Genomic DNA, 16,926 nt, shown 5'->3' on the forward strand with positions numbered 1-16,926 from the left:
TGCACAGCAAAATATTGAAATAGCGTTTTAAAAAACGTAAGATCTCAAATCACTCCGAATATTAAGCAATCCAAAGTTACCAAAATGAATAAATACCAAGATCGCGATAGCACGGCGACCGCTAATAACATTCAGTTCGGGGAAAAATGAGTGAATCTGACTACCTCCATCTCATCTTCTCGGCATCCGTTTCACTATGCACCGTTTAGAAATTTATTCTTCGCCCGGCTTCTCACTGTATTAGGCAATGGCATTGCACCTATCGCATTGGCTTTTGCTGTCTTGGATATTGGCGGTTCCGCCACCGATTTAGGCTTAGTTGTTGCTGCGCGCTCAATTTTCAATGTGGCCTTTTTATTGATTGGTGGGGTACTGGCGGATCGCTATTCCCGAAGTATTGTTTTGTTATCTTCCTCTACCATTGCTGCATTGTCCCAGGGGGTGGTTGCCTGGTTGGTACTTGATGGAAGCGCGACAATCATGGGATTAGCTGTACTGGGAACGATTAATGGCGCAGCTGCGGGCATCGCACTACCAGCTTCTTCGGCCATGGTTCCGCAGACAGTACCTGCGCATAACCTCAGGGCGGCGAACGCTTTTATTCAAGTGGGTGTCTATGCTGGAACGATAATTGGTGCCTCATTGGGCGGCATTCTGACCAGCACTATCGGGCCGGGATGGGGCTTGGCGGTTGATGCTTTGGGATTTGCCGCCGCAGCACCGTTATATTTCTTTATTCGCGTCAATTCAACACAGTCTTTGGAATCGAATACCAACATTTTGCAAGATCTGCGCGATGGTTGGAAAGAGTTCATTGCCCGTTCATGGGTTTGGGCTATCGTCGCCCAGTTTACGATTATTAATGCGGCTTTTAGTGGCGTAGTGATGATTCTTGGCCCAATCATTGCCGATGCATCATTTGGCAGGGCAGGTTGGGGCATTATTGTTGCAGCGGAGAGCGTTGGTCTGATTGTAGGTTCATTTCTTGCTCTACGCTGGCGTCCACGGCGCGACCTATTTATTGGTGTCATATTAGTTTCGCTTTGCGCTGTACCTATCGTGCTACTCAGTATGATTTCGTCGACATTTGTTCTAATGGCTGGTTTCTTTATTGCTGGCGTCGGCTTTGGGCAGTTCGGCGTGGTTTGGGCCAATTCGCTACAAACGCATATTCCTGCCGATAAACTTGCGCGAGTTTATGCCTATGATGCGATGGGGTCATTTGTGGCGATCCCGGTTGGAGAACTGGCAGCCGGACCGCTGGCCATGCATTACGGCAACTCAACGGTTTTGTTAGCCGCCGCCGTTGCTGTGGTGATAGCAACAATCGCGGCCAGTTTTACTCCGGCGATTCGGCAGCTTGATAATACGTCCAAGGTTAAAGAGCAGCACACATACATTTAATGTAATGGCCAACAGATAGAAAAGGAGAGGCCACTGAACGAAAACCCAGATGATGATTGTATGGTATGTGTGCTGATATTTAATTTAACATAATATACATTATGCGCACTAAGGTAAGCATAGACAGGATCCGTGGTTTAACCGGTCGTCCAACATCATCCATCCATACTGATAACCTGAGACTCATCTCCAATCTGTATATTGGGTATCTGACAATGCTGTTCTCCAGATTTGCGCATCTGCAAATTACACAGACCAATCGATGACATCCATGACGCCCTTTTGTTTTATTCTTTCATCTGCTGTGCAATTATCCGAAAGACTACCCGTTCGACTGGCTAAAATAGAACATGAGAACAATACTTAGTATGGTTTCATATGTTGTTAATTATTTTTTGCAGAGGAATATTATGAAAATATTGAAAACAATGGCAATGCTGGTTGTTCTGGGTACATTCTCTTCCGCTGTCATATCAGCCGAATTACTCACAAAGGAAGAACTCAATAATAATCCGCAGCAGTATGAAAAAATCGGCAATATCGTTACTGCTAATGAATTAGCCACCATGGATGCTAAAGCTGAGTTGTCCAAAAAGGCCGATGAATTAGGCGGAGATTATTATGTAATTACCTCAGCAAACACAGATAATAAGATTCACGCCACGGCTGATGTGTATAAGAAAAAGTAGCGATGAAGATTCAAGTATTAACGTTAAAGCTGGCTGTTATATTTACAGCCAGCTTTGTCTTCGAGCACCGCATGTGCTACGTGACGTTGTCACAATAAATCCCCCTTTTTAATCCTACATTAATCCGGTATGCTCGAAATATGTCATCAGATTCTCCGGATTTGAAACGTGATTTCATTGTTTACATCAACACGTCTGTTTTTCGTTAGATCAGTGGGTTACCAAAATTTATCCTGGTCTGTAGCATGAACCAGGTTAACGCTATCACCTCGTCAAAAGTACCAGGCCCTGCTCTACCCTTATTGGTCGCGGGCGCTTTCTTTATGGAAAACCTGGATGCGACGGTGATTGTTACCGCTATGCCGCAAATGGCTTCAGCATTTGCTGTGCATCCTATTGATATGAATATTGGTATTTCTGCTTATATTCTTACTCTGACGGTGTTTATTCCTGCCAGTGGTTGGATTGCCAATCGCTTTGGTGCGCGCAATGTTTTTACCACCGCCATGGTTATTTTCACATTGGCTTCAGTGCTCTGTGCCTTAAGCGCGGATCTTGCAACATTCACTGCCGCCAGAGTTTTACAGGGATTTGGCGGCGCGATGATGGTGCCGGTCGGCCGACTAATTGTCTTGCGCAATACCTCCAAAGCGGATCTGATTAAAGCTATCGCGACCATTACCTGGCCGGGCTTAGTCGCCCCGATTCTCGGGCCTCCCGTCGGTGGATTTCTAACCACCTATGCATCCTGGCATTGGATATTTATCTTAAATGTTCCGCTGGGTATGCTGGGATTATGGCTGGCATGGCGGCTTATCCCACAGGAACCACCACAAAAAGAGACATCTTTCGATATGCTGGGTTTCTTGTTAACCGGCTCAGCTTGTTTCAGCCTAATGTTTGGGCTGGAGTTATTTAATCGCCAAACTTTATCACGCTGGATTCCTTTGTTGTGTATTAGTGCCAGTCTGCTATTAGGTGGTTTGGCGGTTTATCACGCCAAACGGCAGATTACGCCGCTGATTGACCTGTGGGCCTTACGTATAAAAAGTTACAGTGTCACAATTTGGAGTGGGAGTTTGTACCGAATCGCGATCGGTGCCGTACCCTTTTTACTGCCGTTACTGTTCCAGATTGGATTTGGCATGAGCGCTTTTCATGCTGGTTTATTAGTGCTGGCCGTTTTTGCCGGTAACTTGATGATGAAGCCTTTTACTTCAGCCATCTTATATCGCTTCCGTTTCCGTTCTACCTTGTTGGTCAATGGGTTACTTAATGCGGTCACTATCTTCTCTTGTGCGCTGATCACCCCAGAAACACCTTATGTATTGATTATATTGCTGCTATTTGTCAGCGGATTAACGCGGTCAATGCAGTTTACCGCACTCAATACCTTGGCCTATTCTGAAATTCCAGCACCGAAAATGGGCGGTGCCAATACCTTTTCCAATATGATTCAGCAGTTGGCGATGGGACTGGGTATTGCTATCGGCGCTCTGGCTCTGCGTATCGCAGAGTGGTTCCATCCCTATCGGGCAGGAATGATCCCATTGGAAAACTTCCAGATAGCATTTGTGGTTATTGGTGTGGTCGCATTACTATCGATAGTGGATACATTAACACTTAGCCGTGATGCGGGTGATGAAGTGCGGAAAAGACCGTCCAGACTGAAATGAATGAAAGCTGGACAATGGCGTCTCTCAGTACTTAAGAGTATGTTATTCATATTAAATTATTGGCAGCGAAAAATAAGGAATAAATATGATCGTTTTCGTTACAGGCGCGACCTCCGGGTTTGGTGAAGCTATCGCCCGCAAATTTATCAGTCACGGTCATCAGGTTATTGCCACTGGCCGTCGTCAGGAGCGGTTGGACGAATTGAAAACTGAGCTGGGCGAACAACTGCATACTGTGCAGTTAGATGTCCGTAATCGCGCGGTGATTCAACATGTTATTGACGAACTCCCCGCTGAGCTGAAAAATATTGATGTGCTGGTGAATAATGCTGGTTTAGCATTAGGCTTGGAACCGGCTCACAAAGCCAATGTTGAAGATTGGGATACGATGATTGATACCAATACCAAAGGTTTGGTGAATATGACGCGTGCATTACTCCCTGAGATGGTGGCACGCGATGTCGGCCATATTATTAATATTGGTTCTACTGCCGCTAACTGGCCTTACGCTGGCGGTAATGTGTATGGCGCGACCAAAGCCTTTGTTAAGCAATTCAGTCTGGGTCTGCGCGCCGACTTACATGGTACACACATTCGCGTCACGGATATTGAGCCTGGTATGGTGGGTGGCACGGAATTCTCTGCGGTGCGTTTTAAAGGCGATGGCGAGAAAGTGAATAAGACCTACGATGGCGCTAACCCATTAATACCAGAAGATGTTGCCGAAGCGGTATATTGGGTGGCCACATTGCCTGCTCGCGTCAATATTAATACCTTAGAAATGATGCCGGTCAGCCAATCTTTTGCCGGATTGAGCATTCACCGCGAAGGTTAACCTGTGTTTGGGGCGTTCACCGCCCCACCCTTAATTGACCCGCCAGCCTGCAACAATAATCAACATCCCGACCAGCGCTACTCCCGCACCAACCCAATCAAACAGAGATAACTTCACGCCATCAACCACTCTCAGCCAAATTAGCGCCGTCGCCACATAAACACCGCCGTAAGCCGCATAGACCCGACCACTGGCGGCAGGATGCAAGGTTAATAACCACACAAACAGCGCCAGACTGGCGGCTGCGGGTAGTAATAACCACATGCTTGCCCCTTTGCGCAGCCATAAGTAAGGCAAAAAACAGCCAATAATTTCAGCCAATGCAGTGACAAAAAATAGCAATGACGTCTTTAACATGCACATATCCCTTTTGATACTGCTTTTAAAAACAACCACACATAGTGCGAGAGGTTAATGACAAAGTGCCCGTCACGGTGAAAACAGGCAGATCGTAAAGACGCCGTACTTCTTTTGTTAAAACAAGCATCCTTGTAGGCTCGAGCCGCGCCATCCATGGCGCGGACGCTTTACTCTTCTACCTGTCCTCACCTTACAAGATCGAGTCGTTGGGTTTTGTCAGCAATCGGACACACCTGGTGTGCTTAATTTACTTATGTTGCCTGAATATCCACTCACGCACTGGTTCGATGTTATAGGCAATACGCCAGGTATTTCGATGCCCGGAAGCCCCGGCCATCGATTCGCCTGTGGGTACCACGGTTCCTGTACGAAAAGTAATGTAGTTAATCGACGCATTTTCAGCATCAATTTTTTCGAATGCACGACGAAATTGTTCCGCATCCCAGGTTCCATCCCAGACGGCCTCAGCAACTTTTGCGCCTTCTTTTTTCAACACATCAATAATGGCATTCTGTCCCGGCCAAGCCTTGTCATCATCCTGGGAAACAATAATCCACAGTTTCTGGCCTGCCAACGACTTGACCAGTGCGGGATCCCACTGCCCAGCCACCAACAATGATGCAGCAAAAAGATCAGGGTATTTGATATTCATAGCAATAGACATCATACAGCCACCGGATTGCCCGGTAACATAAAGACGTTTGCGATCAATATTATACTGCTGGCACAGGGCATTTATCAGATCGATGGTGGTATCCAGCATATCTGACGTCTGCGAATTATCATCAGCGATGATTTCAGCATACTGCGGTGCCAGAATAAAACAGGGCCGCTGGGCTTGATCTGCTGGCGATGCCCAAGAGATAGCCCCTAATCCCTGAAACAATGTGGTTTGGGTTACATCACTGGTTGCCCGGCATCATGCATAAACAACACCAGTGGCCATGCGTGTTCTTGGGTGTAACCTGCTGGAACATATAAATTGTATTTTAGTGTTTTTCCGGTCTTAGGATCTCGGTATTCCAGTTGTTTAAAATCATCAACAATGAGGTTTTTCACCTTATCAGTCGCCAGCTCTTTTTCTTTCGGCAAAATAGCCTGACCGGAAACGGTATGAAGTTCAGATAGTTGGGTAAATGATGCCGCTGCCGCCGGATAGACCGTGTCATAAACCGGTATGTCCCCTGCCTTACCTGGCCCGCCTTGCCCTGGATTCTCACTTTTATCTTTTTTAGGTTGCGGCAACTTTTCAGCTAAAGCGGCGTTTTTATCTTCCGGCGATAAAGCGATGATGACATATTCCCCACTTGGCGCTTTATCTGCCGGATCCGCTGAATGGCTGGTAAATACATCGGTAACAGTACGACCTTCAACCGTGAAATCCGTTGGCTTCAGCTCCTTACCATTGACGGGCTGATTGTATTGCACCGCAACCCCTGTCAAGCGGACACCGTCACCATAAACCTGAGTAATTGCAGTTCCATCTACGACAGTCGGCTGTTGGTTGGCGCTGGTTTTATTGGCACTTGCCGCAAAAACCGGTGCGCTGAATTTGAGCACAATGCCCAGCCCTGCCACCATCGTCAGAAATTCACGCCGTGTTTTCATAACGAACCTCCTTCTCTACTTGTCGATAGCCCAAAATGGCTATATGACCTACGTGAGAACACCTGATAATACGTCAGCTGTTGTTGACTGGTTTATATACCGTGACCAATGATATAATTTTCTCTCGCTGATGGTGTGCCAGTAAATTATATGATGATTTCGCATCACCGACTCATAAAGGACTTAAGACGATGAAAATAACTAGCTTGCCCCGCCTGATGCGCGTTTTTCTCCCCGTAGCGCTGCTGGCTTTGCCGCTGGCATGGCAAACCACCGCGTTGGCACAATCAGCAACCTGTACTGGGAGTAGCACCTGCGTTTCTGTTGGCGGGAACAATGACCCAATGTCAAAAGAACAAGCGCGCCAAAGCCAGCAACAGTGGGATGATACCCATCGCTTGCGGAATAAAGTGAATAACCGGGTCGAGAAGAATTTTGATAAATACGATCGTGCCGAAGACGCAAAAGACAATTGCGATCGTAGTGCAAACTTTAATGCCTATTGGGAACCGAACACTGAACGTTGCCTGGATCGTCTATCCGGTCGCCAGATTAATCCGTAATTGTCGGTAATGGCTCGGATTGACTTGAGGTTATGTCAACCCGCGCTATTCTTACGTTAGGCAAGCTATTCATCCACATAAGGATTTTATGATGAAAAAAACGCTTATTATCGGCACATTGTTATTATCTCTGGCCCCTTTGGCTGCTTTGGCATCCTGTGAAAGTGTCAAAGCAGATATCGCGCAAAAGATTATCAATAATGGCGTGCCTGAATCTGGTTTTAAACTGGATATCGTCCCTAACGATCAGGTACAAAATGCGGGTGGACAAGTGGTTGGGCATTGTGAAAATGATACTCAGAAGATTGTTTATACGCGTATAACTGACAGCGAATAATCTTTTGACTCGTATAGGGTGCACTTTTGAGTGCACCCTACTGTATTTACCTTCATTTGACATCAATGTACTCAGATTAATGCCATGATTTATTTGTTAATCAATCACCTCGGAGATTCATCGTCTGCAATGCTGGCTGAGTTTTAGTAAAGTTATTAACGACTTTCTCCATCTCATATCCGGATAATCCTTTATTTTGCAGGTATGCCGCTGAATGTGGCACTGGTGGTGTTCCACCTAAATCACAAAAAAACTCTCCGGCGGGATTATCGGGAAACGCTGCTTTACAATTCGTATAGCAAGCTTGATGTTGATGCATACAAGCAAATGCAGGAGCAGTCAGTGGCAGGAGAACGAATAACATTAACATTCTGTATTTCATATAGACCTCGAGACAACTATTTATATAAAACTTTATGGAACGCCCTCAACTCAGTTTTAAATACTACGCCTTGTACTAACCAGTTCTTATGAAATAAGCAGCGATCTATCAATAAAGGTTTTTTATACTCATTTGTAGATATTAAAATCATCATCCTGAATGACTTTTAATGTCACACCTCGAGTTAGAGTATTGATAAAATGAATAAATATTCGCTAGCTATTATCTTGCTCACCATTAACAATGGTTTTCCCTAAACTTGCCACCAGTTGCTTTATATGAAACGGCCTGCCCATTGGTATTACTATCGCGCCATGCTACGCCGCCTGATGATTGCCATCATGCTGGGCATCATTTCTGCGCTAATTGTCTGGTTGTTCCATCAAGCGATGTTGGGGCTTGAGTGGTTATTATTTACCCGTACCGACGGCAGCCTGGTTGCGGCGGCATCTTCTATTAGTGGCTGGCGGCGCGCATTAACCCCCGCATTAGGGGGATTGGCTGCGGGCTCATTATTGTGGGTATATCAGCGTTATCAACATCGAAAACCCAGTGCTCCCACCGATTATATGGAAGCGATTGAAACCGGTGATGGTCGATTAGATGTTTCTGCCAGTTTGATCAAATCTCTGGCTTCACTACTGGTGGTATCCAGCGGCAGTGCCATTGGCCGTGAAGGTGCCATGGTGCTGTTAGCTGCATTGTTCGCTTCTGTATTTGCTCAGCGCTATGCAAAACCTAAGGAATGGAAACTGTGGGTCGCTTGTGGTGCCGCTGCCGGTATGGCCAGTGCCTACCATGCACCACTGGCCGGTAGCTTATTTATTGCGGAGATTCTATTCGGTACATTAATGCTGGCTTCCCTTGGGCCAGTGGTGATTGCTGCTGTCAGTGCATTGCTCACCACCAACCTGTTACATGGTGGGCAAGAAACGCTGTATCAAGTACAAACGCTGTCATCCCCGTGGCCGATACAATATCTGCTAATGGCACTATTGGGATTATTCGCCGGTTTCTGTGGGCCACTGTTCCTTAAAGGTATGACAGCCAGTGGGCATGCATTTCGCTCCCTGAACTTATCACCGCCGCTGCAATTGGCTCTGGGTGGAATGATTGTCGGGCTGTTATCACTCATTTTCCCTGAAGTTTGGGGCAATGGTTACAGTGTGGTGCAATCATTATTGACCACCCCGCCGGGAATTTTGTTAATTGGCGGTATTTTGGTTTGTAAGTTGTTGGCGGTACTGGCCAGTAGCGGTTCGGGTGCTCCCGGTGGGGTATTTACGCCAACACTGTTTGTTGGTGCGGCGTTGGGGATGTTATGCGGTCAAATATTTGCCTGGTGGCCCATGTTGGGTGACAATATTGCGTTATTAATGGCATTAACGGGCATGGCGACATTACTGGCTGCGACCACTCATGCCCCTATTATGGCGGCGCTAATGGTGTGCGAAATGACAGGAGCCTATACCCTGTTGCCAGGGCTACTATTATCCTGTGTTATTTCGACAACAATAGCCCGTTGGTTACGCCCTATTTCGGTATATCACTCACGCTAAATTAAAGTTTGATGGATATATTACTGGGCTATTGCGGTGAGATCTAAATACTTTGCTAACGGCTTTTGTTCTGCATGGGGCAAATAAGGTAGTTGCCCTAATTGTGGTGCAGGTAAACGTTCGCGTAACATTGCTATAGTTTCAGCGTAATGTGCCAGTCCCGGATTAATACGATTGGCAACCCAGCCTAATAACGGCAAACCATCATTGAGAATAGCTTGAGCAGTTAATAAGGCATGATTAATACAACCTAATTTAATCCCAACCACCAAAATCACCGGTAATTGTTCTTGAATTACCCAGTCAGAATAAAAACGTTGGTCATTCATCATCACTTTCCAGCCACCGCAACCCTCAACGACAACGGTATCGGCTTTAGTTGATAATCGCAGCAATCCTTCCGTCATTTTATGGTAATTAATCAGGGTGTCGGAGCAGGCATGGATAACATCCCCCGCCAGTGGGTATGGGTTAACTTCCTGATAATCCACTTCAATAGAGGATGAAGCTTGTAAAATCAGTGCATCTTGGTTGCGTAATCCTTCGGGAGTTTCTTTGCTCTCCGTCGCCACTGGCTTATAGCCAACAGCTGTTCTGCCATTTTGGCTTAAGGCCTGAAGTAAGGCCCGTGACACAACAGTTTTACCAACAGCAGTGTCGGTACCCGTCACAAAAACACGCGTTAACATAACAATACTCCGCAATCTGGCCACTTCGACTCACGTCTTTCCGCCTAATATTAGCGAAATTGGTAACATAGATAAAAGTCTAGGCGATGCCGACCACAGACAGCTTGCGTTAGCGCAATGTTTTGCCGAACTGAGAGAGGTTTTTAGCGGATAACGCTCAATAATATGGGGAATACACCCAATATACCCACTAATAATTAACTCTTAATTATTAGTAATGCCCTATCCTTGCAGTAATTTCACCAATAGAGAGCCATTATATAACGCTTCTTTTACCAGAGCGGCTCCCGGCATTGTCCCTTGATTAAAAAATGCCGTTGGCTCAACCAAAATATGCTCGCTATAAGCAGGTAGGGCTTGTTGGCGAATACAAGATGCAATGGCGGGATGCAGAATAGAAGCCGCTTTATTTAATGGTGAACCGACCAGAATCTTTTCCGGATTAAATAAATTGACCATAATGGCAATAATGCGCCCGACACTGTGGCCAACGCCCAAAATAATATCTTTGGCCAATTGATCACCGGCCAAAGCCGCATCACATAAAGACTCAACTGTCAGTGGTGAGCCATGTAATAACGAACTCATTGAGCCATTTAATCGCTGTTGGGCAATTTCCAGCATATTCTCAATACTGGCAACCGTCTCCAGGCAACCATGATTGCCGCAATAACAACGTTTGCCATAAGGGTCAACTTGAGTGTGGCCAATTTCAACCACACTGCGGCTGCCTGCGTGTAATACCCTGCCCGCGGTAATAACCCCTGCACCGACATTATGGTCAATCACCACTTGAATCACATTCTGACAGCCACGCGAAGCGCCATACAAGGCCTCTGCCATCGTCCAGGCGCAAATATCATGTTGCAGATAAACCGGTAATCCCGTTCGCTGCTCCAATGCCGGGCCAAGTAGCATCTCGTCCACGTCATAAAATGGCATTTTATGCACAATGCCCGCCGGTGCATCGATGATGCCGGGCATGGTAATGGCGATAGCTGTCAGCCTTTCAAGTTTTTCCTGATGGCGGATAAAGAATTGATCGACTTCGCTGAGAATTCGATTGAGTAAGGGCTCTGAGTGGCTATCTGGTAGGGGAATTTGATCTTCAACCACCAGTTTACTGCTGAGGTCACGCAGCGCGAGAGTTATCGAACCCCGGCTAATCCGTCCGGAAACATAATGCCAAGCCTCGGTATCCAGAACCAAACCAATTGCTGGCCGTCCACGACTACCAACATCTTGATATTCGGTTTCTTTTACCAAATGAGCTTCAACTAATTCCCGCACAATCTTGGTGATACTGGCGGGGGCCAATTGCGCCCTCTTAGACAGTTCAATACGGGATATCGGGCCGAACAAATCAATCAGCCGATAAACGGCCCCTGCATTGGTCTGCTTGATTTGATCAATATGCCCAGGCTGTCCATCCGTTATCACTAAACCGGCTCCTTCTCTGTCACCGAGTATTTTTCGCGCTTCTAAATAAAGATTATCGGCTATGTTGGGGCTTTTAGCATATGGCGTCAACTATTTGATTAGTTATGTGATTTACTGCACATAATCACCGATACCCTTTGACTATGCGCTGATTATTTAGACGAATAAAGGTCGAAAAACACTCACCACTATTATTTAACCTTAATAACCCAAAATGCCTTTATGCTTTATCTATTGGGCTATCCGCCATCATTAGGCGGATCAATGCTTCTGCCGGCGCGGTCACCGGGCGATGTTTGTGATTCACCAACCACACCTCAGTTGTCGCACTGCTTTCAGCTAACGGTAAGTATTTCACCCCATCCACTTTTACCCGAGTGAATGACGCTGGCAAAATAGAAACACCTAAACCGGCGGATACCAGCCCGACAATGGTCATCGCCTCCCCGACTTCTTGCGTGATATAGGGAGTGATCCCAGCGCGAGCCAACAGCGTGAGGATCTCATCATAAAGCGCAGTACCTACCTCGCGAGCAAAGAAAACAAAAGGTTGATCAGCCAACGAACTAAATTTGACACTGCCAAGAGGTAAAGCAGCTAACGGACTTTCTTCGTGGACCACCGCAACTAAAGGTTCGCGTAACAACAGGCGGTATTGCAGCGCATCGGGCAAGCGAGTGTTGCGCATCACACCAAGATCAAGTTGACCATCCAACAAGGGTTCAATTTGCTGCTTGGTATTCACTTCCTGCATTTTAATATGAACGTGCGGGTGCAACTGGCGAAAAGCGCGTAAATTCTTCGATACGGTGCTGATAAACGGTGCCGACGAGGTAAAACCAATGGTTAACTCTCCCGATTCCCCACGATGCAAACGCGCTGCTTTCTCTGCGGCCGCGCTGACCTGCGCCAGAATTTGGTAAGCCTCCTTTAAAAACAGTACACCGGCCTGCGTCAGACTGACATTGCGGTTATTGCGAGCAAATAATCTGGCTCCGATTTGCTCTTCCAATATGCGGATTTGTTGGCTCAGTGGGGGCTGAGAAATACGTAAACGCTCTGCTGCTCGCCCGAAATGCAACTCTTCAGCCACCGCGATGAAATAACGTAAATGCCTGAGTTCAATACTCATTCGACTCCATTGATATTTTTAAAGTCTTATTATGAATAATTAATATATTAGACAAAAAACTCTGCTATTTCTATGATCCTATTATTACGCCGAACCACGATTGAGCCTGTGCTCTTACGGCGAACAAACTGTTTTGATTGTGCTGGTTTTTATTGTACTAATGATAAGGAAATACCTTGACCACCTCTTTGCGCACTACGGATACCGCAGTGTCGAACCTCGCCGCAAATGACGATGCAACTGCTACCACGTTTAAAACTACTCGTTTAACTAAACGCCCTTATATTCAACGCGGTACACCTGAATTTATTCGTGTCACCCTGGCCTTCTTTTCAGCCGGATTAGCCACCTTTGCCCTGCTTTATTGCGTGCAGCCAATCCTGCCGTTGTTATCACAAGACTTTAATATCTCACCGGCGAGCAGCAGCTTATCGCTTTCAACCTCCACCGGAATGCTGGCTTTTGGCCTGATGTTTACTGGCCCTCTTTCTGATGCCATTGGTCGTAAATCCGTTATGGTAGTGGCATTGATGCTGGCTGCTATCTGCACCTTGATTTGTTCTTTTATGACCAGTTGGCATGGGATTTTGTTGATGAGGGCTTTGATTGGTTTATCCCTTAGTGGCGTTGCCGCTGTGGCGATGACCTATCTTAGTGAAGAAATTCACCCCAGTTTTGTCGCGCTCTCGATGGGGCTGTATATCAGCGGGAACTCGATTGGTGGGATGAGTGGCCGTTTGATTACCGGGGTGTTAAGTGATTTCTTTTCCTGGCGCATCGCTCTGGCGGTGATAGGTATATTTGCTTTGGCCGCTGCTTGTATGTTCTGGCGTATTCTTCCGGCCTCTAAGCATTTCCGTCCCACGTCATTACGGCCCAGAACGCTAATGATCAATTTCAAACTACACTGGCGTGATTCGGGCTTACCATTGCTGTTCGCTGAAGGTTTTTTAATCATGGGCAGCTTTGTCACTTTGTTCAATTATATTGGTTATCGTTTGCTGGCACCGCCTTATTATCTCAGCCAGGCGGTGGTGGGTTTATTATCGATAGTCTATCTGACCGGCTCATATAGCTCCCCCAAAGCTGGCGCGTTGACCACTCGCTATGGCCGAGGGCCGGTATTAATGGCTGCAATAGGTATGATGTTGATTGGTGTCATTATCACCGGTTTCTCTCCGGTAATAACAATCTTTATTGGCATGATGGTATTTACTGCCGGTTTCTTTGCCGCGCACTCTGTTGCCAGCAGTTGGATTGGCCGCCGCGTGCGCCGCGCTAAAGCCCAAGCATCTTCACTTTATCTATTCTGTTATTACGCAGGCTCGAGTGTCGCAGGAACATTAGGCGGTATTTTCTGGCTTAATCTAGGTTGGGCCGGTGTTGTGGTATTTATCGCCACCCTTTTGTTGCTGGCATTGTATGTTGGGCAGCGGTTACGGAAATTGCCAGAAGCGGCCAAAATTTAATCTTAGATGAGGTAAAGCCGATTGAACGCCAAATTACAATTTGACGTCCTCTCTGCTATGTACCTATTATTAAGGGGAGCTTAACGACCCTAAGTGATTGTTGCTTGAGATATAAATTAAGTATCTAGTGTATTAAGGGATTTATTACGAGATATTTCCTTAATTTATGTAAGGTCAGGAGAAAATATGACAAACCACTTCCTCACGCTTTGGGACATACTCGCGACAACATTTTCCATTTTCTTTTTCATCGCATACTTGCTGATTCTGTTTCAGGTCATTTCCGACCTTTTCAGAGACCATGAATTAAGTGGGTTTTATAAAGCGATTTGGATTCTGTTTTTACTCTTCATTCCACTACTGACGTCTCTGGTCTACCTCATCACACGAGGTAAAGGTATGGCTCAGCGCTATCGAGCCTCAGTACAAAAATCAGTATCCGAAACCAATGAGTATATCCGTCACGTTGCAGGTAAATCGCCAGCAGAGCAGATTGCTGACGCGAAAAAATTATTAGATGAAGGGACTATTACTGAAAGTGAATACCAGCAACTAAAAGCGAAAGCATTGTCCTGATATTTTGATTTATCACTATAGCCAACACGAAAATGTGTCGGTTATAAAGGCTAAATGTCACTTACCCTGCCATTTAGCCTTTTTTATTTCTGAATTAAAGCGATAAAAATAATAGGCAGTGGTGCTTAGTCGCCATGGAGATTATAATTTCAGCCTTATGCTTATATTGTTTGCGAGATTCAGGAATGAAACACTCTTCGCTACGGCGTGCGCTATTATTAGCCGGTATTACCCTGCCCTTAGTCAATTTTTCGCTGCCAACCTGGGCCGCTGCGATTCCGGGGTCATTAGACAAGCAATTGGCAGCACTTGAGCACAGTGCTAACGGTCGTTTAGGTATTGCGATGATTAATACCGCCAATGGCACCAAAATTCTGTATCGCGGAGCTCAACGTTTTCCATTCTGTAGCACTTTTAAGTTTATGTTAGCCGCTGCTGTATTGGGTCAAAGCCAATCTCAGCCGAATTTGCTCAATAAGCATATCAATTACCATGAGAGTGATTTGTTATCTTATGCCCCCATTACGCGTAAAAATCTGGCGCATGGTATGACAGTTTCTGAATTATGTGCGGCTACCATTCAATATAGCGATAACACGGCCGCGAATTTATTAGTCAAAGAGTTGGGTGGTTTAGCGGCTGTTAATCAGTTTGCTCGCAGTATTGGCGATCAGATGTTCAGGTTAGACCGCTGGGAACCGGATTTAAACACCGCACTACCTAATGACCCACGTGATACCACCACTCCTGCGGCTATGGCAGCTAGTATAAATAAATTGGTATTAGGTGATGCATTGCACCCTGCCCAACGAAGCCAACTCACGGCATGGCTGAAAGGAAACACCACCGGGGATGCCTCGATTCGCGCGGGTGCCCCTACTGACTGGATTGTGGGTGACAAAACAGGTAGTGGCGATTACGGAACCACCAATGATATTGCGGTACTTTGGCCGACGAAAGGTGCACCGATTGTTTTAGTGGTGTATTTCACGCAACGTGAAAAAGATGCGAAGCCACGTCGCGATGTATTGGCCTCTGCGACCAAAATAATTTTGTCGCAAATATCCTGACTTTCTGTGCGGGTGGCGTTACCCGCCTTTTAACTGCTATAGATGTTTTTGACATTATGGCAAATACCCTATGATTAATGGCAACTCTGGCTTTCAGAGGTACTGTTTTACTGATATAACCCATGGTATGTTGTAACTAAAATAAGACTAATTAAAGATACGATGAATAAATATGACCTGATAGAGCGGCTAAATAACCGTTTTACCGCATTGGAAGCCGGATTGCAGGAACTCCACCAGCAACTTGAGCATTTACCCCTGCTCGCTGCCCGCGTATTTTCCTTGCCTGAAATAGAGAAAGGCACAGAACATCAACCTATTACGCATATCCCCGTGAGTGCAACCGTGGGAACAGCAGCGAGAGATTTGGCTATACAGCATTATCAGCGGTTGTTTATTCACCACCAAGGTCAGAATGTTAGCAGCAAAGCAGCCCTCAGACTTCCGGGAGTCCTCTGTTTTTCGGTGACGGAGAGCCAATTAGCTACTTGCCAAAAAAGCATTCAACACATTAATCAATTGAAAACCGAGCTGGAACATATCATTACCGTTGAATCTGGCTTGCCGAGTGAGCAACGTTTCGAGTTTGTTCATACCCACCTGCATGGGTTGATCACGCTAAATACCTATCGCACCATTACGCCGTTGATAAACCCCAGTTCGGTTCGCTTTGGCTGGGCGAATAAACATATTATTAAGAATGTTACCCGCGCAGACGTGCTGGCGCAGTTAAATAAAAGCCTAAATGCAGGCCGCGCCGTTCCCCCTTTTAGCCGTGAACAATGGGTAGATTTAATTAGCCAAGAAATTAACGATGTTCAACGTTTGCCGGAACAGGCGCGCCTCAAGATTAAACGGCCGGTTAAAGTACAACCTATTGCACGAGTTTGGTATCAGGAACAGCAGAAACAAGTCCAACATCCCTGCCCAATGCCTTTGATTGCCTTTTGCCAGCTTCAATCGATAGCCGAATTACCTAAATTAGGCGAATTAACTGATTATGATGCCAACCAGATTAAACATAAATATAAGCCAGATGCCAAACCATTACAGCTGTTGGTACCCAGATTACATTTATATGTCGATATATAGATAAAAATCTAAGCTAGTCATTTATTCTAATAAAACCTATAAGAT

Annotated in this window: 16 protein-coding genes and 1 pseudogene; 11 read left to right on the forward strand and 6 right to left on the reverse strand. The window is 46.0% G+C overall.

Annotation, left to right across the window (positions count from 1 at the left end; translation table 11 throughout):
• Positions 1-150 precede the first annotated feature (150 nt).
• The 4 genes from QSV56_RS07930 to ydfG all read left to right on the forward strand — a co-directional run bounded on the left by QSV56_RS07930 (position 151) and on the right by ydfG (position 4,604).
• On the forward strand, positions 151-1,404 hold the full coding sequence (locus tag QSV56_RS07930) for an MFS transporter (RefSeq protein ID WP_019079428.1): 1,254 nt from the start codon (positions 151-153) through the stop codon (positions 1,402-1,404).
• Between the two features lie 410 nt (positions 1,405-1,814).
• The gene (gene yahO, locus QSV56_RS07935) at positions 1,815-2,093 is read left to right on the forward strand and encodes a DUF1471 family periplasmic protein YahO (protein WP_005169775.1); all 279 of its coding nucleotides are present in this window, start codon (positions 1,815-1,817) and stop codon (positions 2,091-2,093) included.
• Between the two features lie 245 nt (positions 2,094-2,338).
• On the forward strand, positions 2,339-3,769 hold the full coding sequence (locus QSV56_RS07940) for an MFS transporter (RefSeq protein ID WP_301211819.1): 1,431 nt from the start codon (positions 2,339-2,341) through the stop codon (positions 3,767-3,769).
• Positions 3,770-3,854: 85 nt separating this feature from the next.
• A complete protein-coding gene (gene ydfG, locus QSV56_RS07945; RefSeq protein WP_019079430.1) occupies positions 3,855-4,604 on the forward strand; it encodes a bifunctional NADP-dependent 3-hydroxy acid dehydrogenase/3-hydroxypropionate dehydrogenase YdfG in 750 nt (249 codons plus the stop codon).
• Between the two features lie 30 nt (positions 4,605-4,634).
• On the opposite strand, the gene QSV56_RS07950 is transcribed toward ydfG, so the two are convergent.
• Positions 4,635-4,961 (reverse strand): YnfA family protein, encoded by a 327-nt coding sequence (locus tag QSV56_RS07950; protein WP_005165757.1) that lies wholly within the window; start codon positions 4,959-4,961, stop codon positions 4,635-4,637.
• A gap of 250 nt (positions 4,962-5,211) precedes the next feature.
• Positions 5,212-6,572, reverse strand: a pseudogene (locus QSV56_RS21950) (PHB depolymerase family esterase).
• A gap of 191 nt (positions 6,573-6,763) precedes the next feature.
• On the opposite strand from QSV56_RS21950, the gene QSV56_RS07965 reads away from it, so the two are divergent.
• Entirely contained in the window at positions 6,764-7,135 is a 372-nt protein-coding gene (locus QSV56_RS07965; protein ID WP_019079432.1) for a DUF1283 family protein, read from the forward strand.
• Between the two features lie 91 nt (positions 7,136-7,226).
• Positions 7,227-7,472, forward strand: coding sequence for a DUF1161 domain-containing protein (locus QSV56_RS07970; protein ID WP_005165762.1), 246 nt, complete (start codon positions 7,227-7,229; stop codon positions 7,470-7,472).
• 100 nt (positions 7,473-7,572) lie between these two features.
• On the opposite strand, the gene QSV56_RS07975 is transcribed toward QSV56_RS07970, so the two are convergent.
• Positions 7,573-7,854: a hypothetical protein gene (locus QSV56_RS07975; RefSeq protein ID WP_046050918.1), complete on the reverse strand. Its 282-nt coding sequence runs from the start codon at positions 7,852-7,854 to the stop codon at positions 7,573-7,575.
• Positions 7,855-8,132: 278 nt separating this feature from the next.
• On the opposite strand from QSV56_RS07975, the gene clcB reads away from it, so the two are divergent.
• A complete protein-coding gene (clcB, locus tag QSV56_RS07980) occupies positions 8,133-9,413 on the forward strand; it encodes a voltage-gated ClC-type chloride channel ClcB (protein WP_046694987.1) in 1,281 nt (426 codons plus the stop codon).
• Between the two features lie 20 nt (positions 9,414-9,433).
• On the opposite strand, the gene bioD is transcribed toward clcB, so the two are convergent.
• The 3 genes from bioD to QSV56_RS07995 form a co-directional block, all read right to left on the reverse strand.
• Positions 9,434-10,102: a dethiobiotin synthase gene (bioD, locus tag QSV56_RS07985; RefSeq protein ID WP_046694986.1), complete on the reverse strand. Its 669-nt coding sequence runs from the start codon at positions 10,100-10,102 to the stop codon at positions 9,434-9,436.
• A gap of 222 nt (positions 10,103-10,324) precedes the next feature.
• On the reverse strand, positions 10,325-11,542 hold the full coding sequence (mlc, locus tag QSV56_RS07990; protein ID WP_019083124.1) for an ROK family transcriptional regulator Mlc: 1,218 nt from the start codon (positions 11,540-11,542) through the stop codon (positions 10,325-10,327).
• Between the two features lie 220 nt (positions 11,543-11,762).
• A complete protein-coding gene (locus QSV56_RS07995) occupies positions 11,763-12,674 on the reverse strand; it encodes a LysR family transcriptional regulator (protein ID WP_046050915.1) in 912 nt (303 codons plus the stop codon).
• 176 nt (positions 12,675-12,850) lie between these two features.
• Here QSV56_RS07995 and QSV56_RS08000 point away from each other — a divergent pair, with 176 nt between their 5' ends.
• The 4 genes from QSV56_RS08000 to tus all read left to right on the forward strand — a co-directional run bounded on the left by QSV56_RS08000 (position 12,851) and on the right by tus (position 16,881).
• Positions 12,851-14,143, forward strand: coding sequence for an MFS transporter (locus tag QSV56_RS08000; RefSeq protein WP_050157819.1), 1,293 nt, complete (start codon positions 12,851-12,853; stop codon positions 14,141-14,143).
• Positions 14,144-14,329: 186 nt separating this feature from the next.
• The gene (locus QSV56_RS08005) at positions 14,330-14,719 is read left to right on the forward strand and encodes an SHOCT domain-containing protein (RefSeq protein ID WP_005169809.1); all 390 of its coding nucleotides are present in this window, start codon (positions 14,330-14,332) and stop codon (positions 14,717-14,719) included.
• Between the two features lie 185 nt (positions 14,720-14,904).
• Positions 14,905-15,789, forward strand: coding sequence for a class A beta-lactamase BlaA (gene blaA / locus QSV56_RS08010; RefSeq protein ID WP_046694984.1), 885 nt, complete (start codon positions 14,905-14,907; stop codon positions 15,787-15,789).
• A 162-nt stretch (positions 15,790-15,951) separates the two neighbouring features.
• A complete protein-coding gene (gene tus / locus QSV56_RS08015) occupies positions 15,952-16,881 on the forward strand; it encodes a DNA replication terminus site-binding protein (protein ID WP_019083126.1) in 930 nt (309 codons plus the stop codon).
• Positions 16,882-16,926 lie beyond the last annotated feature (45 nt).

It is taken from the genome of Yersinia sp. 22-579 (genome assembly GCF_030433455.1).
GTDB classification, from domain to species: Bacteria; Pseudomonadota; Gammaproteobacteria; order Enterobacterales; family Enterobacteriaceae; genus Yersinia; species Yersinia enterocolitica.